This is a genomic window from Halomonas sp. DP1Y21-3 (genome assembly GCF_019801245.1).
GTDB lineage: Bacteria > Pseudomonadota > Gammaproteobacteria > Pseudomonadales > Halomonadaceae > Halomonas > Halomonas litopenaei.
The window spans coordinates 84,493-107,704 of record NZ_JAHVJM010000001.1 but is presented as its reverse complement, the minus strand read 5'-3'; the positions used below and the strand labels follow the sequence as shown (position 1 = coordinate 107,704).

Below are 23,212 nucleotides of genomic sequence, written 5' to 3'. Positions count from 1 at the left end.
TTCCCCATGACCCTGCTTTTTGGCTTTTACGTATTGATCTGGCCTGCGCTCACCCTGGGCGTGCTGCTGCTGATCTGCCGCGCCGTTGCCCGCGATCGTCGTGAGGCGAAAAAGGGCCACCGCACCCTGGTGTGAGACGCAACTCGCACTGACCCGTTGCGATACCTGCCCTCGATGCGAGGGACAGGCCGTAACCAAAGAAGCCGCCCCTTGGGGCGGCTTCTTTGGTTACGGCAGCCGGCAGGGCAGGGAGGTCGCGTCAGCGCCGCGCCAGGTAGCCCAGGTTGCCCGAAATGTTGCGACCGGCCTCGACCAGAATGCGCTTGTACTCCGAGGTCTTGTCCTGGTGGTAGCGGATGCTCGGGATCGACATGCTCAGGGCGGCGATGGCGCGCCCGGTGTGATCGAAGATCGGGGTGGCGAAGCAGCAGACGCCTTCATCCATCTCTTCGAGATCCTCGGACAGCTCGCTCTCGGCGATCTCGGCCAGCTCTTCGCGCAGTGCCGCTTCGGTGGTCACGGTATTCTGGGTGCGTGGTTCGAACTTGACGTTCGCGAGCAGGGCGTCGAGCTGCGCCGGGGGCAGGTGGGCCAGCAGGGCCTTGCCGATGGAATTGGTGTAGGCGGGGCTACGGTCGCCGATGCGGGTGTGCATGCACAGGTTGAAGTGAGAGTTGTACTTGTGCACGTAGATCACTTCGGCGGTGGAGGTGTCCAGGGTGCCCAGGTGCACGGCTTCGCGGGTCAGCTCAGACAGTGCCGCCATGTCGGGATCGGCCATCTTGATCAGGTCGGCCTTGCCGAGCGCTGAACTGCCAAGCGCAAAGACCTTCATCGTCAGCCGGTATTTCTCGCTTTCCGGATTCTGGGCGACGTAGCCCAGGTTCTTGAGCGTCTGCACAAAGCGATAGGCGGTGCTCTTTGACATCACGGCGCGTTGTGACAGCACCGCCAGGCTGGATTCTCCGCCCTCATCCAGAGCCTCCAGGATCGCCATGACCTTGAGTACCGCCGTGACGTTGTCGACCTTCGCTTCAGTAGCCATAGGGCCAAGATTCCAGAAACTGTGAAATAGGGTTTTATCTCTTGGTTTCGAGTTATACGTCTTTTGTCGTATGTCTGCAATATTCGAATGAGCTACGGCAGGGTCACCCAACTCTTCTATGTGGTGAGCCAGATCCTTCTCACCCTGATGACCGCCTCCATCGCGCTCTATGGCGTGTCACTGTTTCTCGGCGCGGTGTTCGATGTTCGGGTGGCCTTCGTCACCCTGGTGATCGGTGCCGTCATCATCGTGACGCTGGCCAACGCCCTGGGCCAGGTCCACCACCTCAGCCTGTTCGACATCATGGTGATGTTCGGGGTGATCTTCCAGATGCCGCTGGCGCTGCCGGCCATGCTGTCCATCGCCAGGACCGGCGCCCCTGACTGGGCCGGTTGGGGCGGGGTGCTGGTGGGTATCCTGGTGACCACCACGAGCTATCTGTGGCTCGACGTCGAGGCGTTCGGCCAATGGCTCGGCCTGCCGTCGATCCATCCCTCCCAACTGGTCGATATCAAGCTGGCGGTCTCGCTGACGCTGCAGGTCGTCAGCGTGGTGGGTTTCGTCTATCTGGCGCGTTTCGTTCACGCCCCGCCAAGAAGCGCCGCCCGCCAGGCAGAGGTCGACGAGTTGTTTGCCCGGCTGGAGCGCCCGGTGGCCGCGGACACCACGCCGGACAGCGGTGGGCCGTCGCGCAAGCTGGCGCCGCGACTGGTGCGGTACGTCGCGCTGGTATCGCTGCTGTTGGCGGTACTCGCCGATACCTGGCTCGGCGCCGGCTTCTTCGTGATCGTGGCCTTGTGTCAGTTGGTTGTCTCGCGACTGCTGAAGCAATAGAGGTTATCGCCAGGCCATCACGAGCAAATTTCATCCGGCTGGCCAAGACGTCGCCGGGGGAAAACTGGATAATGCGCCCCAAAGGCGTTGTCGGTGGCGAGTGTCCGGCGACCCAAACCCATTACTCCGGTGCTGACTCCATGGAAATCAAGGTCAATTTTCTCGACAACCTGAGGCTCGAGGCCAAGTTCGACGACTTTACCGTCATTACCGACCAGCCCATCCGCTACAAGGGTGACGGCTCGGCGCCGAGCCCCTTCGACTATTTCCTGGCGTCGTCTGCCCTGTGTGCCGCCTACTTCGTCAAGGTCTACTGCGTCGCCCGGGATATCCCCACCGAAAATATCCGGCTGTCGCAGAACAACATCGTCGACCCGGAAAACCGCTACAACCAGATCTTCAAGATCCAGGTAGAGCTGCCCGAAGACCTGTCCGACAAGGACCGCCAGGGCATCCTGCGCTCTATCGAGCGCTGCACCGTGAAGAAGGTGGTGCAGACAGGCCCCGAGTTCCAGATCGAGACGGTGGAGAACCTCGACGAGGACGCCCAGGCGCTGCTGATGGCGGAGCCGGAAGAGGGCCAGAGCACCTGGATCGAGGGCAAGGACCTGCCGCTGGAGCAGACCATTGCCAACATGACCGGGATGCTTGCCGAGCTCGGCATGAAGGTCGAGATCGCCTCCTGGCGCAACATCGTGCCCCACGTCTGGTCACTGCACATCCGCGACGCCGCCTCGCCCATGTGCTTCACCAACGGCAAGGGCTCGACCAAGGAGAGCGCACTGTGCTCGGCGCTGGGCGAGTTCATCGAGCGGCTGAGCTGCAACTTCTTCTACAACGACCAGTTCTTCGGCCAGGAGATCGCCTCGAGCGAGTTCGTCCACTACCCCTGCGAAAAGTGGTTCAAGCCCGGGCCCAATGACGAGCTGCCCAAGGGCATCCTCGACGATTACTGCCTGGAGATCTTCGATCCCGACGGCGAGCTTCAGGGCTCGCACCTGGTCGACACCAACTCCGGCAATGTCGAGCGCGGCATCGTCGCGCTGCCCTTCGTGCGCCAGTCCGATGGCGAGGTGATCTACTTCCCCTCCAACCTGATCGAGAACCTCTACCTGTCCAACGGCATGAGCGCCGGCAACACCCTGGCCGAGGCCCAGGTGCAGTGCCTGTCGGAGATCTTCGAGCGCGGTGTGAAGCGCCAGATTCTCGAGCAGGAGCTGGCCCTGCCAGACGTGCCCGAGGAGGTGCTGGCGAAGTATCCGGACATCGTCGAAGGGGTGAAGGCGCTGGAGGCCCAGGGCTTCCCGGTGCTGGTCAAGGATGCCTCGCTCGGCGGCCAGTTCCCGGTGGCCTGCGTGACCCTGATGAACCCCAAGACCGGCGGCGTGTTCGCCTCCTTCGGTGCCCACCCGAGCTTCGAGGTCGCCATCGAGCGCAGCCTGACCGAGCTGATGCAGGGGCGCAGCTTCGAGGGCCTCAATGACTTCATGCCGCCCACCTTCAACTCGCTGGCGGTGACCGAGCCCAACAATTTTGTCGAGCACTTCATCGACTCCTCCGGGCTGGTGTCCTGGCGCTTCTTCAGCGCCAGGTCCGACGTCGAGTTTGTCGAGTGGGACTTCTCCGGCAGCAACGACGAGGAGGCGGCGACCCTGTTCGGCATCCTCGAGGAGATGGGCAAGGAAGCCTACATGATGGTCCACGAGGACCTGGGCGCGCCGGTCTGCCGCATCCTGGTGCCGGGCTATTCCGAGGTCTATCCGGTCGAGGACCTGGTGTGGGACAACACCAACATGGCGCTGGACTACCGCGAGGACATCCTCAATCTGCATCGTCTCGACGACGACCAGCTCGCGGATCTGCTCGAGCGGCTGGAAGAGAGCCAGATCGACGAGCACATGGACATCATCACCCTGATCGGTATCGAGTTCGACGAGAACACCGTGTGGGGCCAGCTGACGATCCTCGAGCTCAAGCTGATGCTCCACCTGGCGCTCGGTCAGCACGAGGAGGCGCTGGATCGGGTCGAGATGTTCCTGCAGTACAACGACAATACCGTCGAGCGTGGCCTCTACTACCAGGCGGTGCGGGCGGTGCTGGAAATCACGCTGGACGACGAGCTAGAGCTCGACGACTTCCTCTACAACCTGCGCCGCATGTTCGGGGACGAGACCATGGACAGCGTGGTCGGTGTGGTCAGCGGCGAGTTGCGCTTCCCCGGCCTTACCCCGACCAGCATGGCGCTCGAAGGGCTGGAAAAGCACCAGCGCCTGATCGAGAGCTACAAGAAACTGCACGCGCGCAGGGCTCAGCTGGCCAAAGCCCAGAGCTGATCATGCCCAGCCACCGGCGCCGGTGTAACGGTCAGGCGCTGTGATGGCCTGCAGTACCAACGCCCCCGACGGACTTCGTCGGGGGCGTTTTCGTCTGCGCTTCGTACAACGCTCGGGGACAGACGCCCCTGTCTCGCCAAGGTGCTGATGTTCCGGCATATGGGCCGCTTTCCTGGCGCGCTGGACGGCATCTGAGCGATGGATACCAGGCTAGAACTTTGGTCTAGAATCTTGAAATAAATCCGCGTCGTTTCTTGTTGGTGAAAAAATAGCTGCTATTTTTCATTTTTGTGAAGTCAAAGCGTTTTACGCCAGCTATTGCTCGAAGTCGGCGGTGTTGTCGCGGGGGCCGGGGTTGCGGCTTGGCGGCGTGTCACCGCCTTCGGGTGTCATCCACCAAGGAGTTTTCGATGACCCAACAATCGATAACGAATGTCGAAAGCCATCCGCCAGCGGGACCGGTCAGCCGCATCTTCGGCCAGTATGATCGCTCGCTGTTCTGGCCTGTGCTGCTGATCTACGGCTTGATCATGGCTTGCGCGCTGTTCTTTCCGACCCTGACCGGTCAGGTGTTGTCCTCGACCCGCGACTTTCTGATCTTCAACTTCGGCTGGGGCTTTCTGCTGGGGATGGGGGGCGCGCTGCTGTTCTGTCTCTACCTGGTGATCAGCCCCTATGGTGATCTGAAGCTTGGCGCCGACGATGAGGTGCCGGAGTTCTCCTACGGCGCCTGGATCTCGATGCTGTTCAGCTGCGGCTTTGGCATCGGCTTCGTGTTCTTCAGCGTGGCCGAGCCGTTGACCCACCTCTATCAGTCCTCCCACGTCATCGACATGGGGGCGACGGGAGAAGCCGCCGGGGTCGCCAAGGCGGTCCAGCTGACCTTGCTGGACTGGGGCATGCATGGCTGGGCGGTATTTGCCATCGCCGCCTGGGCGATCGCCTTTCCGGCCTACCGCCTGGGCCTGCCGCTGACGGTGGCCACCGGTCTCTATGGCATCCTGGGAGAGCGCTGCAACACCAGTGTCTGGGGGCGCCTGGCCAATGCCCTGGGGATCATCGGCACGATCGGCGGCAATGCCACCATGATCGGGCTCGGGGTGGCCTCCATCAACTACGGTCTGGCGACCTTGTTCGGATGGGACCTTGGTCCCGTCGGCCAGGCCCTGGTGATGATCGTGGTGATCGTGGCCTACGTGATTTCCGCCGCCACCGGTGTGGAGCGCGGCATCAAGGTGCTGAGCCAGGCCAATATGGTGATGGCTGGGGCGATTCTGCTGGCGCTGCTGTTCTTCGGCCATGCGCCCACTCAATATCTGCTGAACCTTGCCACCCAGCAGGTCGGCGACTATTTCGGCGAGGTCTTTGCGCTGCAGTTCTGGAGCGATGCCGGCAACTTCGAGCAGCGTGAATGGCTCGGTTGGTGGGTCGTGTTCTACTGGCTCTGGTACATCTCCTACATCCCTTTCTGCGGCGGCTTCATCGCGCGGATTTCCCGCGGCCGGACCCTGCGCGAGTTCATCGTCGGCGTGATCCTGGTGCCCATGCTGCTGGCAATCGGCTGGTTCAGCATCTGGGGAGGCTCCGCCGGCTACGTCGAGGTCACCGGTATCGCGCCTCTATGGGAAGGCGTGCAGCAAAAGCCCGAGTCGGGGATCTATGCCCTGCTCGAGAGCATGCCGGGTGGCTGGTGGCTGAGTCTGGGGGTGCTTTTCAATATCGTCATCTTCGCGGTGACGACCTCCGATTCGGCGTCCTTCTTTGCCGCCATGCAGGTCTCCAACGGCGATGAAAACCCCAAGGTGTCGATGCGCCTGCTGTGGGGCGTGGTGATCGGGTTTACCGGCATCATGTTCCAGTTGACCGGTGGCTTCGACGCGATCAGAAGCCTCGCCATCGTGGTCGGCGCTCCCTTCTTCGTGGTGGGTATCGCCTACATGGTGTCGGTCTACCGGATGCTCAAGTCCGCCAAGAAAGGCGGTGTGCACAACGACAGGATCGGCGTCTTCTACCGAGGCATGGTGCCTTACAAGATCGGCCGCCAGGGAGCCAATGGCGAGAGGCATAGTGATGATCGAGCTTGAACCCCGTGTCGTCGTCCTTTGCCGCCAACCATCGAGGAGGAGTGTCTGATGTCAGTACTCACGCCGTTCGACCCCAGCTATGACCCGTTGAAAGACGCCACTCCCGGTGTCGGGCGGGACTACGCGCCGAGCTACTGGCGCCATCACGCCGGGCCTCCACCGCAGGACGACGGCCCGGTGGATCGCGACATGGACGTCGACGTGGTGCTGATCGGCGCTGGTTTTACAGGCCTTGCCACTGCGCTCTTTCTGGCGCGTGAGTACGGCATCAAGGCGACCGTGCTGGAGGCCAACCAGATCGGCTGGGGTTGCACCAGCCGCAATGGCGGCCAGGGGCATCTCGCCTGGGGCCGCCTGAGTCGCAGCCAGTGGGTGAAGCGCTGGGGCCAGGACGTCGCCCGGCGTCTTCACGCCAATAGCCTCGAGGGCTTCGAGGTGTTCCAGTCGATGGCCGAGGACCCCGAGATCGACTGCGAGCCGCAGAACCACGGCAACCTGTTGATCGCTCACAGCGCCAAGGCACTCGATGGACTCAAGGAGGAGTCACGGCTGTGCAATCGGCTGCTGGGCTACCCGACTCGAGTGCTCGGCCGCGATGATGTGCTCGAGGGTTACATCGGCGACCAGGAGGCCCAGGGCGCCATGCTGGAGCCGGTGGGAATCGCCGTTCAGCCGCTCAAGCTGGCCTACGGCTACGCCCGGGTGGCACGGCGGCTCGGAGCCAGGATTCACACCGCAAGCCCCGTCCAGGGCTGGACCACCGAGGGTGGGGTGCATCACCTCAGGACCCCGGGGGGTGTGGTGCGGGCGCGTGCCGTGGGCATCGCCACCGCGGGTTATACCAGCCCCCAGCTGCACCGAGTCACGGCCTACCGCAATATGCCGATCATGGCCAACTCGGTGTGGACCCGGACCTTGACCGACGACGAGGTCGAGGCCTGCGGCTTTCGTTCCACTGTGCTGACCACCGATACCCGCAAGCTGCGCTACTACTATCGCTTTCTGCCGGAAAGGCGCCTGCAGATCGGCACCCGTAGCGCGATCAGCGGTGCCGACGCCCAGAACCCGCGACACCTCAAGGTGGTCCACGATGCCATCGCACGAAAGTTCCCGGCCATCGCCGGTATCGAGACGCCCTGGTTTTCCCACGGCTGGATGGATATCTCCCACGACATGATGCCGAGGATCGTGCAGCCGGACCCCGGCAGCAGCATCTTCTACGCCCAGGGATACAGCGGCAATGGCGTGGCATTTTCTGCCTACGCCTCAAAAAAGATGGCGGCGCTGATCGCCGGCGAATCGCTCAAGGAGGCCGACCTGCCGATCTTCAATTCGCCCTTGCCCGGGCACCCGCTGAGGCCGGTGCGTCGTCTGGGCCAGCGTGCCCTTTACCGGTATTTCCAAGTGCTCGACAGCCTGCGATAGCCATGGCAATGGAGGGCCTGGCGTCCTCTTCACCACCAGGATTCACGACGACCGCTACACACAGCGACCGCTACACACAGCGGCCAACATGTCCCGACAGGAGACACACCCCATGACGACAATGACAAACGAGACGCTCAATCGCCTCTTCGCAGCCTTCAACGCCCACGATATCGACGCGGTGATGAGCTATTTTGCCGACGATATCGTCTTCGACACCGTCGCCGGGGACCAGGCCCATGGCACCCGCATCGTGGGCAGGGAGGCCGTCAAGGCCGCCTTCGAGAACACCTGGGGGACCATGCCTGACGTGCAGTGGATCAACGGCAGGCACTATTTCGTCACGGGCGGCGTCGCCGACGGTGGCAGCGATGGGCCAGGCGCTGGCGGCGAGCGTATCGTCTCCGAGTCGACCTTCGTCGCCACCCAGCCCGACGGCAAGCGAGTCGAGGCGGACGGGGTCGATCTGTTCAGCGTGCGAGATGGCAAGATCACCCGCAAGCAGGCGTTTCGCAAGCAGCGTCCCGCCTTTGACCCCAGTTGACGCCTTAGTCGCCGTGCGATGCCTTAGTCCCTGTGCGCTGCCCTAGCCCCCGTGCGATGCCTTAGCCCCCGGGCGATGCGTTAGAGCCCAAGCGACGCGTGAGTGCAGCAGGCCAAGGAACGCCGGCGTTTATCGCCTCGGCATCCGATCCCGGTCGAGCCTCTGGTAGTCTAGGTCCACGCCAATAACGATGGGAAAAGCGATGGCCAGGACGAAGGACGCCAGCAAGGAGGCCACCCGGGATACCCGCGAGGGTCAAGACGCCCTGCGGCTCGGTCAGCAGATCCGCGATCTGCGCAAGGCGCGTCAGATGACGCTGGCCGAGCTTGCCGAACGGGTCAACCGCTCGGTGGGCTATCTGAGCCAGGTCGAGCGGGGCGCGTCGTCGCTGCCCATCGGCGTGCTGCAGGCGATCAGCGAGGCGCTGGGGGTGCGGGTGAGCTGGTTCTTCGAGGCCGACAATGACGTGCCCGAGCACGAGCGGGACGTGATCGTGCGCGCCTCCGGCCGCCGCTCCATGGAATTTTCAGGCATCGGCGTCCGTGAAGAGCTGCTGTCGCCGCGTCTCAGCGGCCAGTTGATTCTGATCATGACGCGGCTGGAACCAGGCGGCAGTGGCGGTGAGGTGCCCAGGCAGCGTAAGGGCGAAGAGGCCGGCTACGTCGAAGCCGGGCAGCTCGAACTCACCATCGGTGATCAATGCCATCTGCTGGAGGCGGGCGACAGCTTCTCCATCACCGGCGACCAGCCCCACCTTATCCGCAACCCCGGCGATATCGAGACCCGGGTGGTATGGGTGATGACCGGGGTCGACTACTAGGGCTTGTCTGAGAAAGTGCCTGCGCTCGGTAACACGGCGTTAAAAATCGGCTGGTGCGTCAGTCCGGTCAACATGCTCGTTTACACCCCGTAAACTGCGCTGTCGCACCGATTTTTGCCTTGTCTAACCTTCGCTCGTCGACTTTTCGGACGACGCCGAAGGCGCCCGGAGCGGTCTCCGGGCGTTCACTCCACGTGTTCTCTCCACGCGTTCTCTCCAGGCAGGCTTTTCGGTGGCCGGCGAGGCCTTCAGGCTGGCAGTCGGTTCACTGGCCACAGCACCTTCTCGCCGCTGGCGAAGCGCACCGCTTCTTCGGCCACCTTGCGCTTGAGCTCTTGCGCGGCGTCTTCTGAATACCAGGCCATGTGCGGGGTGATCAGGCAGTTGTCGATGCCCCTGAGCGGGCTGTCAGCGGGCAAGGGTTCCTGCTCGGTGGTGTCCAGGGCGGCGCCGGCAAGCCTGCCTTCCTTCAGGGCCTGGGCCAGGGCCGTCTCGTCGATGATGCCGCCACGAGAGGTGTTGATCAGATAGGCCGAGTCCTTCATCCGTTCCAGCGCCGCGGCGTCCACCAGATGGCGGGTTTCCTCGGTCAAGGGGCAGAACAGTCCGATCACGTCGGCCTCCCGGAACAACTCATCGAGTTCCAGGCAACGAAGCTGGTCGGTGCCGTCTTCGGCGTTGGGCTGATGGTAGCGGTCGTGGGCGATGACATTGAAGCCCAGCGCCGCCATCTTGCGGGCGTAGAGCCGACCGATGCGACCCAGGCCGACCACCCCGGCGGTCATCCGGGTCTGGCGCCGGATCGGCATGGCATCGGCGTACTCCCAGCGTCCGGCCTGGCAGCCGGCGTTCATCGGCACCAGCTTGCGAATCAGCGCCAGGCTCAGCGCCAGGGCGTGATCGGAGACCTCGTGCATGCCGTAGTCCGGGACGTTGCAGACCTGGACCCCGGCGGCGCTGGCGGCCTCGAGGTCGACGTTATTGACGCCGACCCCGTAGCGCACGATCTGCTTGAGATCGGGCAGGGCCTCGAATACCCGGCGGGTGAAGGGGGCGTACTGGTTCAGGGCGATATCGACGCCCTGGAGCTGTTCGATCAGCGCATCTTCGCTTTGGCATTCAAGCAGCGGGACATCGAAGCCCGCGCGCTTGAAGATCTCGGTTTCCACGTCGTGGTTGGCGTGGTCGAGGTCGGTAAAGACGATCTTCATGCAAGTCTCCTGTCAGCGGCCGAGGTAGCCGCCATCGACGGGCAGGGTGACACCGTGGACATAGTCCGAGGCAGGGGAGGCCAGAAACAGCAGCGGTCCTTTCATGTCGTCGCCATTGCCCCAGCGCCCGGCGGGAATGCGTGCGGTGATCTCGGCGTTGCGACCCTCGTCGGCCAGCAGAGCGCTATTCATGTCGGTGGCCATGTAGCCCGGGGCGATGGCGTTGACGTTGATGCCCCTGGCCGCCCATTCGTTGGCCAGGGCCTTGGTCAGCTGCATCACGCCGCCCTTGCTGGCGGCGTAGGCCGGCACCGTCATGCCACCGAAGAACGACAGCAGCGAGGCGATATTGATGATCTTGCCCTGGCCGTCGGGCCCTTCGACGTCGCGCTTAAGCATATGCCGGGCGGCGAGCTGACACAGCTCGAACACCGCCGTCAGGTTGACCTCGAGCACCGCCTCCCAGTCATCGGCGGGGAAGTGCTCGGAAGGGTGGCGGCGCTGGACGCCGGCGGCGTTGACCAGGATGTCGAGGCGACCGCCGAGCTTGGCAAGGGCAGCGTCGAAGCCCTCGCTGCGCTGCTGGCGGCTAGCCAGATCGACGACCACGCCATGACAGGCGCTGGTCGACGTGGACAGGCCCGAGGCGACTTCATGGACCTTGTCCGACGAGCCCAGGATGACGACCTCGGCGCCTGCCTCGAGCAGGGCTTCGGCCATGCCGAGGCCGAGGCCCCGGGTTCCGCCGGTGACGATGGCCTTGCGGCCGTGTAGATCGAACAGCTTCATGATTGGCAGTCCACCAGAACCTTGACGGTGTTGAGGGAGGGCGTGGCGATCATCTCGAAGACACCGGCCGCGTCGGACAGCGGCACCACCTGGGTGATGGTCTGGCGCAGTTCATCGGCCAGGGTGTCGGCCAGAGCCAGAGCGTCGCCGAATTGCTTGTGGGTATAGACCCGGGAGCCGATCAGGGTCAGCTCCTTGAAGTTCACGTCGATCAGATTGACCGCGTGGGCCGCCTTGTGGGTGGCGGTCAGGCAGATGGTGCCACCGACGCGTACTACCTTGGTCATCTCCAGCGCCGCACTCTCGACGCCGGAGCACTCGAACACGGCGTCGGCGCCGTCGCCGCCGGTGGCGCTGGCCACCCGCTCGACCAGGCTCTCGCTGCGCACGTCCACGGTATCGAAGCCGAGCTGGCGACAAAGTCCCAGGCGGCCTTCGTCGACGTCGGAGACGATCACCCGGGAGGCGCCTGAGTGGCGCAGCACGATGGCGGTCAACAGGCCGATGGGGCCAGCGCCCATCACCACTGCGCTGTCGAGCAGCGCAAAGCGTGCCTGGTGCAGGGTCCTGACCACCACCGCCAGGGGCTCCACCAGCGCCGCCACCTCATCGGACAGGCTGTCCGGCACCTTGAACAGCACGCTTTCGTCGATCCACTGATGGTCGGTCATGCCTCCGTCACGATCGATGCCGATCAGGCGCAGGTTGGCGCAGACATGCGGGGTGCCGTTGCGACAGGGGTGGCAGTCGCCGCAGGAGATCAATGGGTAGGCCACCACTCGGTCGCCCACCGCGAAGCGCGAGTCCGGCGGCGTCTGCTCCACGCGGCCAACGAATTCGTGGCCCAGCACCAGGGGCGCCTGGGCGCGCGGGTGCTTGCCCGAGTAGATACCGATGTCGGTGCCGCAGACACCGCAGTAGAGCATGCGAACCTTGACGGCGCCGGCCCGCTCGGCGGGCTCCGGTACCTCGGTGACCTCGACCTGTCGGGGGCCGGTATAGACCAGTGCTTCCATGGGGGTTCCTCGTGTCGTCGGGGCGTTGTGAAGAGGGAGAATTCAGGCGCTGTGTTGCTGGCGCTCGGCACCGCTGTCGCTGCCGAGCCGTGCACCGCCGGTGCGATGGGGGGCCATCCGGTCGCGGTCGAACTCGACCCCGATGCCGGGGCTGTCCGGGGCCACCGCGCGACCCTGGTCGAGGACCAGCGGACGTCGGGTGTAGTGGTCGATGGGGAAGGAGTGGATCTCCATCCAGCCGGCGTTGGGCTGGGCCGACACCAGGCTTACGTGCAATTCCTGCATGCCGTGGCTGCAGATGGGCAGGCCGTAGTGGCGGCTCTGGCGGGCGACATCGAGCCAGCCGCTGATACCGCCGCAGTTGGAGGCGTCGGGCTGGATGAAGGATAGCCGCGCCTGTTCGAAGGCGTAGCCGAATTCGTGAGTGGTGTGCAGGTTCTCACCCATGGCCAGGGGCATGCCGGTTGCCTCTGCGATGCGGGCATAGCCCTGGTAGTCGTCGGGTAGGGTGGGTTCCTCGAACCAGGTGATGTCGTAGGGCGCGAAGGCCCTGGCGGCCTCGATGGCGCCATCGACGCTCAGCGCGTAGTTGGCGTCCACCATGAAGGGACGCTCGGGGCCGATCAGCTCACGCACCCGGGCCACCCGCTCGACATCCTCGGCAAGGGTCGGGCGGCCGACCTTGATCTTGATGGCCTCGGCGCCCTGGTCGAGGTAGCCCTGAACATTGGCAAGCAGCCGCTCGAGGGAGAAGTTGAGGTCGATGCCGCCGAAGTAGGCCTGGCACTGGCGGCCCTGGCCGCCGGCCATCTGCCATAGCGGCTGGCCGAGGCGGCGGCCCTTGAGGTCCCACAGCGCGATATCCAGCGCCGAGATGGCGAAGGCGGCGATGCCGCCGCGGCCCACGTAGTGGATATGCCATAGCATGTCGTCGTAGCAGCCGGCGATGTCACCGGCGTCACGCCCCAGCAGCATCGGCGCCAGGTCGTGCTCGAGCAGTGCCAGGATGGCGTGTCCGCCGCGCCCGCCGGTATAGGTGTAGCCGGTACCGCTGTGGCCATCCGCGGTGGTGACGGTGGCGGTCACGACCTCGAAGTCGGTGTGCACGCCATGCTTGGCATCGCCCATGGGCTCGCTCAGCGGCAGTCGGTAGAGGTCGAGCTCGATGGAGGTGATCGTCGACATGGGAGGATTATCCTGTGTTGCGTGTGCGCGTGATCTGCACCTGGATCGCGATCACGACGAAGAGAAAGGCGCCGCGGATGACCATTTGCCAGTAGGCGCTGAGGTTGAAGGTGCCGAGTCCGTTTTCGAAGTTCAAAAGGTTGAAGATCAGACCGAGCATCAAGGCGCCGATCAGCGTCGCCACCAGCGACCCCTTGCCGCCGGTCAGCAGGGTGCCGCCGACGACGACGGCGGCGATGGCGGTCAACTCCCAGCCTAGTCCCTCCAGCGGCTGGCCGGCGCCAAAGCCCGAGGCCAGAAAGACCCCGGCGAGCCCCGCACAACCACCGCTGATCAGGTAGGCCAGGGTCTTGGCCTTGCGTGCGGGCAGGCCCATCAGGTGGGCGGCTTCCTCGTTGTCGCCCACCGCGAGCATGGTGCGGCCGATGGGGCGTTGTTCCAGCAGCCACCAGAGACCGGCGCCGACCACTAGGGTGATGGCGAAGCTCCAGGGCAGCAGGCCGCCGATCGACTCCATCCCCAGTCGGGTAAAGCCGCTGGCCCAGTCCACCGGCACCGTCTGGTTGCCGCTGATGATCAGGGCGGTGCCCTTGGCCGCCAGCAGGCTCGCCAGGGTGGCGATAAAGGGAGGGATATGCAGACGCGTGATCATCACGGCATTGACCAGACCCGCCGCCAGTCCGGTGGCGAGCCCCGCCAGGAGCGCCGGGACCAGGCCGTAGGGGCTGACGTAGGCGGCGGTGACCGAGGACAGCGCCGCCACCGTGCCCACCGACAGGTCGATGCCGCCGGTGATGATCACCAGGCACATGCCCAGGCTGATCAGCACGAACATGGCGTTGTAGTTGAGAAAGGATGAAAGATTGTAGGCGCTGCCGAAATTGTCGTAGCGGATCAGGCCGAGGCAGACCAGTGCCAGCAGGATCACGCAGACCCCGGTGGCCTGGCCATTGTCGGCAAGGCGCTGGCGCCAGGAGACGGTGGTCATGTCAGTGGGCTCCTCTGGGCGTCTGAAGATACACCGCCAGCACGATGATGGCGGCCTTCACCACCAGCGCCACCTCGTCGGCGACGCCATTGGCGAGCAGGGTATAGCGCACCAGCTGAATGATCGCGGCACCGAGGATGACCCCGGCGATGGGGGCCTTGCCGCCCTTTAGCAGGGCGCCGCCGACCACCGCCGCGGCGATGGCGTCGAGCTCCATCAGGTTGCCGTTCTTGGCCGCGTCCGAGGCGGAATTGATGGCCACGGTGATCAGCCCGGCGAGGCCGGCGAGCAGGGCACAGCTGGTGTAGGCCGCGAGCTTGACGCGGGTCACCGGGACCCCGGCCATGCGTGCCGCCTGGGGGTTGCCGCCGGTGGCCAGCAGGTAGCGGCCGTAGCGGGTGCGGGCGATGACCCAGGCCACCACCAGGGCGATGACCACCACCAGCCAGCCCTGGAAGGGCAGGCCGAGTAGCCGACCGGCGCCGAGGAACTCGAAGGCGGGATTGTCGAAGGTCTGCAGGTTGCCGTTGGTCAGCACCTGGGCCAGACCGCGGCCGGAAATGAACAGCACCAGGGTGGCGATGATCGGCTGCACGCCGAAGCGACTGACCAGCACGCCGTTGAACAGCCCACAGGCCACGGCGACCGCCAGGGCCACGACGATGGCCACCAGGGTCATCGCCAGCGGCGCCTGCTGGCCGAACTCCGACAGAAAGATCAGCGGCGCCAGGGCACCGGCCAGGGCCATCACCGCGCCCACCGACAGGTCGATGCCACCGGTGGCGATGACCAGGGTCATGCCGATGGCGACGATGGCGATGGTCGACACCTGGGAGACGTTGACCGACAGCGTCTGCCACTCGAGAAAGTTGGGGGTGATCGCGACATTGAACAGGATCAGTGCCAGCAGGGCGACGAGCAGCGCCAGGCTGCGGGGATTCACCGGCATGGCCTGGCGCCATCGCGGGCTGGCCGACCGGGGCGTCGCCTGACGGGAGGAGTGGAGCGACGTCATGGTGCGGTCTCCTGGTGGTCGGTGGCGGTAGCAGACGGTGCAGCGTCGTCACGCGCCGCGCCGTCGGCTCGGTCGTGCTGGGCGGTGGCGATGGCGGTGACCAGGGTGTCTTCGCTGAGCCCGGGGTTGTCGAGCACCCGGGTCGAGTGGCCTTCGTGCATGATCACCACCCGCTGGGCGCCCTCGGCGAGTTCCTCGAATTCCGAGCTGATCATCAGCACCGCGCCGCCCTGGGCCTGATAGTCCTGGACGATGCGCTGGATCTCGCGCTTGGCGCCGATATCGACGCCACGGGTCGGCTCGTCGAGGATCAGCAGTCGCGGCTGGGTCGCCAGCCAACGCGCCAGCAGTACCTTCTGCTGGTTGCCGCCGGACAGCTGGCCGATGGGTTGTTCCATGGAGGCGGTCTTGATCTTGAGCGCCTCGATAAAGTGTGCGGCGAGTTCGCGCTCGCGCCGCCTTTGAATGACGCCGCGACGGCTCAGCGTGCCGAGCAGGGGCAGGGTCATGTTCTCGCGCACGCTCATCTCGGGGATGATGCCCTCGACCTTGCGGTCTTCGCTGAGCAGCGCCACCCCCGCGGCGATGGCGTCGCGGCTGTGGCGGGGGGCGTAGCGCTGGCCGGCCAGCCGCATGCTGCCCCGGGTGGCGCGATCGAGCCCGAACAGGGCGCGGGCAAGCTCGCTGCGACCGGCCCCGAGCAGACCCCCGAGGCCGACCATCTCGCCCTGATGCACCTCCAGCGAGGCGCCTCGAAGGCCCTTGTCGGTGGCCAGGGATTCGACCTCGAGCAGCGTCTCGTCGGTGTCGAGTTCCATCTCACGAAAGCTGGTGGTGCCGCTTGCCTGGATGTCCGAGGCCTTGCGGCCAAGCATGGAGGCCACCAGCTCCAGGCGCGGTGTCTCGCTGAGGGTGCGCTGCTCCACCGTGGCGCCGTTGCGCATGATGGTGGCGCAGTCGCACACCGCGTAGAGCTCCTCGAGGAAGTGCGAGACGAACAGCACCGAGGTGCCCTGGGACTTGAGCAGTCGGATGACCTCGAACAGCCGCTGGACCTCGCGTTCGTCCAGCGAACTGGTCGGCTCGTCCATGATCACCAGCCTGACCTGCTGGGACACCGCTCGGCCGATGGCCACCAGCTGCTGGATGGCGGTGGAGTACTCGCTGAGCGGACGGCGGACGTCGATGTCCAGCCCCAGCTCCTCGAGCACCGTGCGGGCCCGTCGATGGGCCTGGGGCCAGTCGATCCCGCCCCACCAGTGAAGGGGCTCGAAGCCCATCATCATGTTCTCGGTGACCGAGCGCAGCGGCACCAGGTTGAGCTCCTGGTAGATGGTGGCAACGCCTGCCTGCTGCGCCCGGCGCGGGCCGGAGAAGGCCACAGGCTTGCCGTCGAGCAGGATCTGGCCGCTGGTCGGTGTGTAGACCCCGGTCAGTACCTTGATCAGGGTGGACTTGCCCGCCCCGTTCTGGCCGATCAGGGCGTGCACCTCACCCGGCGCGATCGTGAGTGAGGCGCCGTCGAGGGCGACGGTGCCTCCAAACCGCTTGTGGATGTCGCGCATGTCGATAAGCGCTGTCATGACGTGGTACCTGGTTGGAATGTCAGGTCGGGATCAACCGGCGTGGCTCAATAGGCGTCGTCGATATGCTCGGCGGCGTTGTCTTGGGTGAAGACACGGTCCTCGACGCGCACCCAGGGCTCGATGGTCTCGCCGGCGGCGTAGCGGTTGAGCACGTCGCAGGCCATCGGACCAAAGCGCGGCGACGACTCGACGCTGACCCCGAGCTTGCCGTCGAGGATCGCCTGCAGGGCGTCGCGAGTGCCGTCGATGGAGACCAGCAGCACGTCCTCGCCTGGGGTGCGTCCGGCCAGTTCCAGCGCCTGGATGGCACCGATGATCATCTCGTCGTTGTGGGCGTAGACCACGTTGACCTCAGGATGGGCCTGGAGCAGCGTCTCCATCACCTGACGACCGGTATCGCGGGCGAAGTCGCCGGACTGGGAGGCGATGATCTCCATGTTGTCCTGTTCGGCGATGACCGCATCGAAGCCTTCCTTGCGGTCATTGGCCGAGGAGGCGCCGGTGGTGCCCTCGAGCTCGATGATGTGGGCCTGATCGCCTTCGAAGTTATCGACCAGCCACTGGGCGGCGATGCGCCCCTGCTCGATGAAGTCGGAGCCGAGGAAGCTGACGTAGTGCTCACCGGCCTTGGCGACCTCGTCATCGACGATACGGTCGACCAGGAACACCGGGATGCCTGCCGCACGGGCCTTCATCACCGCCGGGATCAGCGCCTTTTCCTCGCGCGGGGGCAGGAAGATCGCATCGACGCCCTGGGCGATCATGCTGTCCACGTCGGCGACCTGCTTGGCGGCGGAACCGGCCGCGTCAGTCACCGTCAGCTGCCAGTTGCACTCGGGGGCGATATCACGAAACGACTGGGTCTCGGCGATGCGCCAGGGGTTGTTGCTTTCCATCTGGGCGAAGCCCACCCGGTAGCTGTCCTTCTGTTCCAGCGGCGGCAACTGCTGGGCCCAGCCGGGCATGGCGGAAAGTCCCAGCAGGGCGGCGGTGGCAAGCCCCGCCAGGCGGCGGGCGCGGGGGTGACGGGCAGTCGGGGAGTGGTGGGTCGAAGGCATCGTGTTCTCCTGGGCTATTGTGCTTGTTGTCAAAAGAGCACCGCGTCGGCAGTGCTCCGTGCTGCAGGGAGGGGGCGTTCAATCGCCCCAGTTGACGTACATCGTCTGCTTCTTGAAGTAGGCGGAAAAACCGTATTTGCCGTCCTCGCCGCCGACGCCGGAGTGGCCCCAGCCCGAGTGATAGGCGTGGACCTGCTCGCCGTTGGCGCGATTGAAGTAGATCTCGCCGAAGCGCAGCTCCGAGGGCAGCCGCATCAGCCGCTTGAGGTCGCGGGTGAAGACATAGGCCGAAAGGCCGTAGGAGGTGTCGTTGGCGAAGGCCAGGGCCTGCTCGAAGTCGTCGACTCGCTGGATCGGCACCACCGGTCCGAACACCTCGTCGTCGATCAGCGGCGAGCGATTGTCCCGGGTCTCGACGATGGTCGGGGCGATCCAGTAGCCCTTGGCGTAGTCGCCTGAGTCGAGCGGGCCGCCTTCGAGCAGCACGCGGTCGCCCTGGGCGATACCGCGCTGGACCATGGCGGCGACCTTGTCGCGTTCGCCACGGCTGACCTTGGGGCCCATGTCGGGGTCATCCAGCGGATTGCCGATGCTCAGTGCGCGCGAGGCGGCGATGAACTTGTCGATGAACTCGTCGGCGATCTGGCGATGCAGGTAGATACGCTCGCTGCAGGTGCAGATCTGGCCGCAGTTGGTATAGCGCGCGGTGACGGCGGCCTTCACCGCGGCGTCGACGTCGGCGTCTTCCATCACGATGAAGGGCGCCTTGCCGCCGAGCTCCAGCCGCACGATCTTGAGTTCCTCTGCGGCGCTGCGAAAGATCTGGCGCCCCGCCCGGGTGCTGCCGGTCATGGTGATCAGATCGGTGTCGGGATGCTCCACCAGCGCCTGGCCCACCACCGGGCCCTGGCCGGTCACCACGTTGAAGACGCCGGGCGGAAACCCGGCGCGCTCGGACAGCGCCGCCAGATAAAGTCCGGCGAAGGGGGTGATCTCGTGACCGAGCAGGATAAAGGTGTTGCCCGCCACCAGGGCGGGGCCGGCCTTGCGCGTGGCCAGGGCCGCCGGATAGTTCCAGGCGGTCAGTCCGGCGACCACCCCGAGCGGCAGCGAGCGAATCTGAATTTCCTCGTGGCGATTGTCCGAGGGCAGAATGTCGCCTTCGATGCGTCTGGCCCACTGGGCGCTGTAGCGCAGAAATTCGCTGCAGGCGCCGACCTCGCCGCGAGCCTGGGACAGGGGTTTGCCCTGCTCCAGGGCAATCAGCCGGGCGAAGGGTTCGAGATGGCGATCGATCTCCTCGGCCCAGCGGGTCAGCAGCTTGCCACGCTCGTTGGCCGGTCGCCTGGCCCAGTCGGACTGAGCCCTGGTGGCTGCGGCGACGGCGGCGTCCACGGCGGCGGCGTCACCGGCGGGGACCTGGCCAAGCAGCGCCTCGCTGGCCGGGTTGTCCACCTCGATGGCGTGGGAGCCGGCATGCTCAAACCAGCTACCATCGACCCACATGCGGCCTTCCAGGGGGGTGGCACCGAACTGTTGGAAATCCATGGGGCGTCCTCTGTTGGGTAAGGCCAGAACGATGATTGGATAACGCCAGAACAACGTTGGGGTGGTCAGAACGTCTGTTGGATAACGCTGAAATGACGTTTGGTACGACCATATACTGTTGGTGGTCGAGGTGGCTGGCAAGCGTAAGGTGCTACGACCATTGTCTATATTTTCTTCAAGCTCATGAAACATAGCGATTTTATGGGTTGTTGTGGCGGTATTAGTCATTGGTTGTAGTTGTTGGTCGAGAATTTAATGATTAGTTTGGTACGACGATAAACGAGGTGTTGTATGAGCGGACGCAGTGCGGACTCGATCACTCTGGATATTGAGCGCTCCATCGTTGCCGGCGAGCTGGAGGAAGGCCGTCCGTTGCCCGCTGAGCGGGCGCTGATGGAGCAGTACGGCGCCAGTCGCACGGTGATTCGTGAGGCGATCACCGCGCTCACCGCCAAGGGATTCTTGAAGAGTCGTCCGCGCTATCGCCCGATCGTCTGTCGCCCGGATGCGAGTTCGGCGATGCAGGCGGCGGGAGGCGTTATCAAGCACCTGCTCGATAACTCCCGAGGCGTACACGACCTCTACCAGGTACGGGTGTTGTTCGAGCGGGTGCTGGTGCGGGACGCCGCCACCGGGGCGGGCAAGGACGACCTCAAGCGGCTGAAGGATGCACTGGACGACAACCAGGCGGCGATCTGCGATTCCGAGCGCTTCTACGCCACCGATGTGGCCTTTCACCGGGTGCTTTACACCATCTCGGGCAACCCGGCCTATCCGGCCATTCACGCCGGCTTTGTCGAGTGGCTGGCGCCCCAGTGGAGCCGGATGCCACGCAGCGAGCAGCGCAATCACGACAACTTCCTGGCCCACCAGGCGATCTACGAGGCCATCCTGATGCGTGATCCCGACGCGGCGGAGCGCGCCCTGGTCGATCACCTCGAGGCCTCATGGGAGTTTGTGCGAAGCACCTTCTTTGCAGGAGAGAACGAGTGAGCGACGTCGATCATATTGTTGTCGGGGGCGGGGCCGCCGGGTGCGTGGTAGCCGCCCGCCTGGTGCGCGAGCAGGGTGCCAGGGTGCTGCTTTTGGAGGCGGGCTCGTCCCACCACCACCCGCTGCTCGACATGCCCCCGGGCATCTTCAAGATGATCAATGGCTCGAAGTTCATGCGCTATCACCAGACCGAGCCGCAGGCTCATCTGGGGGGGCGGGTCCACGATATTCCCCAGGGCCACGTGCTCGGCGGCGGTACCTCGGTCAATGCCCAGGTCTACATGCGCGGGCGGCCCGAGGACTACGACGACTGGGATCGGCGACTCGCCGGCAACGCGGCGAGGACCGACTGGTCCTGGCAAGGGGTGCTCGAGCACTTTCGCCGGATGGAGGACAACGACCGTCTGGTCAATGAACACCATGGGCGCGGCGGGCCACTCAAGGTCTCTGATCCCGGTCATGTGGATGTGGCCTCGCGCTGGTTTATCCAGGCCGCCCAGGCGGCGGGGCTGCCCTACAACGGCGACTTCAATGGCGAGCGTCAGACCGGGGTCGGCTTCTATCAGTTCATGAATCGGGCGGGCAAGCGCTGCTCTGCCGCCTACGCCTACGTGGAGCCGCTGCGCGAGCACCCGGGGCTCGAGGTCGCGCTCGACTGCGAGGTCCAGCAGGTGCTGGTCGAAGACGGATGCGCCGTGGGCGTCGAGTACCGCGACCGCAAGGGCAAGGTGCACCGGGTGCGCGCGCAGGGCGAGGTGATCCTGGCGGCGGGTGCGCTGGTGACCCCGAAGCTTCTGATGCTCTCCGGTATCGGGCCGGCCGAGCAATTGGCGCAGCACGACATTGCGGTGAAGGCGGACCTGCCGGGGGTGGGGCAGAACCTGATCGACCATCCCGAGGTGCCGATCACCGCCTACGCCAGGACCCCGTGTGGCTACTATCGCCAGGGCGTCGGCTGGCGGATGCTGGCCAACGGGCTCCAGTTCAAGCTGTTCGGCAGTGGCCCGGTGACCTCGGCCGGGGTCGAGGCGGGCGCCTTCGTCAATCCCGTCGACCCTCAGGCGGCACCGACCATCCAGGCCTTCTGCGTACCCATCGTCTATCTGGACCGGGATACCCGGGACGCGCTCAAGGACGACTACGGCCTGACGGTGACCACCGTGGTGGTCAAGCCCAAGGCCAGAGGCAGCGTTTGCCTGCGCTCGGCCGACCCCGGCGACATGCCGCGGGTGTCGCCCAACCTGCTTGGCCATCCCGACGACATTCAGGCGATGGTGGACGGGCAGAAGTTCTTTCTGCGGGCCTTCGAGCAGTCACCGCTCAAGGAAAACCTGCACGGTGTGGCCTTGCCCTTCGCCGGAAGCGGCGCCAATGACGATGAGCTGCTCGAACACTGCCGACGCTTCGTCAAGACCAACTACCACCCGGCCGGTACTGCGGCCATGGGTGCCGATGACGACCCCATGGCGGTGCTCGACGCACGACTGCGGGTTCGTGGGGTGCGCGGGCTGAGGGTCTGCGACATGTCCGCGGTGCCCGATATACCCGCCGGCAACACTACCGCCCCGGCGATGATGCTGGGCAGCCGCTGCGCCGACTTTATCGGCGAGGATGCGGGCCTGGGGCAGGACGCCCGGCGCGGCGCTGCAGCGCCCGAGACGAAGGTCTCCGGGGCGGCGATGCATTGACCTACTGAACGGATTTTCAAGCACCGACAGCAACCGACAGCAACCAATAGCAACAATGAAAAAGGAGCATCCGATGACACGCCTGACTCTTCTGCCGCTGACCCTGAGCGTAGGTCTTGCCGCCGCAGCCAGTGCTGCCCAGGCTGCCGACACCGTCCAGTGGGCCCATGTGTACGAACCCTCCGAGGCCTACCATCACTGGGCCGAGTGGGGCGCCGAGCAGATCGCCGAGCGCACCGACGGTCGCTACGAAGTGGAGGTCTTCCCCGCCTCGACCCTGGGCAAGGAGGTCGAGATCAACCAGGGGCTGGTGCTCGGCACCGTCGACATCATCTACACCGGCCAGAGCTTCGCCGCCCAGACCTACGGGCCGCTGGCGCTGTCCGACGCCCCCTTCGTGTTCCGTGACTACGAGCACTGGAAGGCCTACGCCGACAGCGAGCTGTTCGCGGAATTCGCCGACGGCTACCGTGATGCCTCCGGCGGCAACGTGATCCTGGGTGACTGCTACTACGGCCAGCGCCACGTGACCTCCAATACGCCGATCGTCGAGCCCGCCGACATGGAAGGCCTCAAGATTCGGGTGCCCAATGCGCCCATCTACAGCCTGTTCCCCCGTGCGGTCGGCGCCCAGCCGACACCGGTGGCCTTCTCCGAGGTCTATCTGGCCCTGCAGCAGGGGGTGGTGGACGCCCAGGAGAACCCCTTGCCGACCATCCGCGCCAAGAAGTTCTACGAGGTCCAGGACTACATCAACCTGACCGGCCACGTGACCGGCTCCAACCTGATCGTTGCCGGCGGTCCCTTCTTCAACGGCCTGTCCGAGGAGGACCAGCAGATCTTCCGCGAGGTGCTCGGCGAGGTGGCCAGGAAGGTCTCCGACGATGTGCGCGAGCAGGAGCTGGCTTCCATCGACTGGTTCAAGGAGCAGGGCGTGGAGGTGCTGGAAGTCGAGCGTGAGGCCTTCCGCGAGAAGACGTTGCCGGTGCTCAACGGTGACGAGGCGACCTGGACCCAGGAACAATTCGATCGCTTGCAGGCGCTGTAACG

Annotated in this window: 20 protein-coding genes; 10 read left to right on the top strand and 10 right to left on the bottom strand. The window is 65.1% G+C overall.

Annotated features, from left to right (window positions below):
* The first annotated feature begins 6 nt into the window (after positions 1-6).
* Positions 7-135, top strand: a complete 129-nt coding sequence (locus tag KUV74_RS00345) for a putative transporter small subunit (RefSeq protein ID WP_213228344.1) — start codon at positions 7-9, stop codon at positions 133-135.
* A 124-nt stretch (positions 136-259) separates the two neighbouring features.
* On the opposite strand, the gene kdgR is transcribed toward KUV74_RS00345, so the two are convergent.
* On the bottom strand, positions 260-1,045 hold the full coding sequence (kdgR, locus tag KUV74_RS00340) for a DNA-binding transcriptional regulator KdgR (RefSeq protein WP_108449877.1): 786 nt from the start codon (positions 1,043-1,045) through the stop codon (positions 260-262).
* Between the two features lie 87 nt (positions 1,046-1,132).
* On the opposite strand from kdgR, the gene KUV74_RS00335 reads away from it, so the two are divergent.
* The 6 genes from KUV74_RS00335 to KUV74_RS00310 all read left to right on the top strand — a co-directional run bounded on the left by KUV74_RS00335 (position 1,133) and on the right by KUV74_RS00310 (position 9,085).
* On the top strand, positions 1,133-1,879 hold the full coding sequence (locus tag KUV74_RS00335) for a hypothetical protein (RefSeq protein WP_222515357.1): 747 nt from the start codon (positions 1,133-1,135) through the stop codon (positions 1,877-1,879).
* Between the two features lie 140 nt (positions 1,880-2,019).
* Positions 2,020-4,212, top strand: coding sequence for an OsmC domain/YcaO domain-containing protein (locus tag KUV74_RS00330; RefSeq protein WP_222515356.1), 2,193 nt, complete (start codon positions 2,020-2,022; stop codon positions 4,210-4,212).
* Between the two features lie 410 nt (positions 4,213-4,622).
* Positions 4,623-6,296 carry a BCCT family transporter gene (locus tag KUV74_RS00325; RefSeq protein WP_052704185.1) on the top strand — a complete coding sequence of 558 codons (1,674 nt, stop codon included), beginning with the start codon at positions 4,623-4,625 and terminating at the stop codon, positions 6,294-6,296.
* A 48-nt stretch (positions 6,297-6,344) separates the two neighbouring features.
* Complete coding sequence (locus KUV74_RS00320; RefSeq protein WP_108131703.1) at positions 6,345-7,721, top strand: NAD(P)/FAD-dependent oxidoreductase; 1,377 nt, start codon at positions 6,345-6,347, stop codon at positions 7,719-7,721.
* 112 nt (positions 7,722-7,833) lie between these two features.
* Positions 7,834-8,265: a nuclear transport factor 2 family protein gene (locus tag KUV74_RS00315; protein ID WP_124802286.1), complete on the top strand. Its 432-nt coding sequence runs from the start codon at positions 7,834-7,836 to the stop codon at positions 8,263-8,265.
* Positions 8,266-8,467: 202 nt separating this feature from the next.
* The gene (locus KUV74_RS00310) at positions 8,468-9,085 is read left to right on the top strand and encodes a helix-turn-helix domain-containing protein (RefSeq protein WP_222515355.1); all 618 of its coding nucleotides are present in this window, start codon (positions 8,468-8,470) and stop codon (positions 9,083-9,085) included.
* Between the two features lie 248 nt (positions 9,086-9,333).
* Here the strand turns inward: KUV74_RS00310 and KUV74_RS00305 are convergent, their stop codons facing one another.
* The 9 genes from KUV74_RS00305 to KUV74_RS00265 form a co-directional block, all read right to left on the bottom strand.
* The gene (locus tag KUV74_RS00305) at positions 9,334-10,296 is read right to left on the bottom strand and encodes a C-terminal binding protein (RefSeq protein WP_108449887.1); all 963 of its coding nucleotides are present in this window, start codon (positions 10,294-10,296) and stop codon (positions 9,334-9,336) included.
* A gap of 12 nt (positions 10,297-10,308) precedes the next feature.
* Complete coding sequence (locus tag KUV74_RS00300) at positions 10,309-11,085, bottom strand: SDR family NAD(P)-dependent oxidoreductase (RefSeq protein WP_222515354.1); 777 nt, start codon at positions 11,083-11,085, stop codon at positions 10,309-10,311.
* Complete coding sequence (locus tag KUV74_RS00295) at positions 11,082-12,101, bottom strand: zinc-dependent alcohol dehydrogenase (RefSeq protein WP_045995140.1); 1,020 nt, start codon at positions 12,099-12,101, stop codon at positions 11,082-11,084. The genes KUV74_RS00300 and KUV74_RS00295 overlap by 4 nt, the downstream gene beginning before the upstream one ends.
* Before the next feature lie 42 nt (positions 12,102-12,143).
* The gene (locus KUV74_RS00290; RefSeq protein WP_222515353.1) at positions 12,144-13,286 is read right to left on the bottom strand and encodes a mandelate racemase/muconate lactonizing enzyme family protein; all 1,143 of its coding nucleotides are present in this window, start codon (positions 13,284-13,286) and stop codon (positions 12,144-12,146) included.
* A gap of 7 nt (positions 13,287-13,293) precedes the next feature.
* The gene (locus KUV74_RS00285; protein ID WP_045995138.1) at positions 13,294-14,274 is read right to left on the bottom strand and encodes an ABC transporter permease; all 981 of its coding nucleotides are present in this window, start codon (positions 14,272-14,274) and stop codon (positions 13,294-13,296) included.
* Between the two features lies 1 nt (position 14,275).
* Positions 14,276-15,289 (bottom strand): ABC transporter permease, encoded by a 1,014-nt coding sequence (locus tag KUV74_RS00280; protein ID WP_197037066.1) that lies wholly within the window; start codon positions 15,287-15,289, stop codon positions 14,276-14,278.
* Positions 15,286-16,872 (bottom strand): sugar ABC transporter ATP-binding protein, encoded by a 1,587-nt coding sequence (locus KUV74_RS00275; protein ID WP_222515352.1) that lies wholly within the window; start codon positions 16,870-16,872, stop codon positions 15,286-15,288. Before KUV74_RS00275 ends, KUV74_RS00280 begins: the two co-directional genes overlap by 4 nt.
* Before the next feature lie 47 nt (positions 16,873-16,919).
* Positions 16,920-17,933 (bottom strand): ABC transporter substrate-binding protein, encoded by a 1,014-nt coding sequence (locus KUV74_RS00270; RefSeq protein WP_124802272.1) that lies wholly within the window; start codon positions 17,931-17,933, stop codon positions 16,920-16,922.
* 78 nt (positions 17,934-18,011) lie between these two features.
* A complete protein-coding gene (locus tag KUV74_RS00265; protein WP_197037068.1) occupies positions 18,012-19,481 on the bottom strand; it encodes an aldehyde dehydrogenase family protein in 1,470 nt (489 codons plus the stop codon).
* A gap of 291 nt (positions 19,482-19,772) precedes the next feature.
* Here KUV74_RS00265 and KUV74_RS00260 point away from each other — a divergent pair, with 291 nt between their 5' ends.
* The 3 genes from KUV74_RS00260 (at position 19,773) to KUV74_RS00250 (ending at position 23,210) form a co-directional block, all read left to right on the top strand.
* Positions 19,773-20,474, top strand: coding sequence for an FCD domain-containing protein (locus tag KUV74_RS00260; RefSeq protein WP_108131711.1), 702 nt, complete (start codon positions 19,773-19,775; stop codon positions 20,472-20,474).
* Positions 20,471-22,162, top strand: a complete 1,692-nt coding sequence (locus KUV74_RS00255; protein WP_222515351.1) for a GMC family oxidoreductase — start codon at positions 20,471-20,473, stop codon at positions 22,160-22,162. Before KUV74_RS00260 ends, KUV74_RS00255 begins: the two co-directional genes overlap by 4 nt.
* A 73-nt stretch (positions 22,163-22,235) precedes the next feature.
* A complete protein-coding gene (locus KUV74_RS00250; RefSeq protein WP_231498535.1) occupies positions 22,236-23,210 on the top strand; it encodes a sialic acid TRAP transporter substrate-binding protein SiaP in 975 nt (324 codons plus the stop codon).
* Positions 23,211-23,212 lie beyond the last annotated feature (2 nt).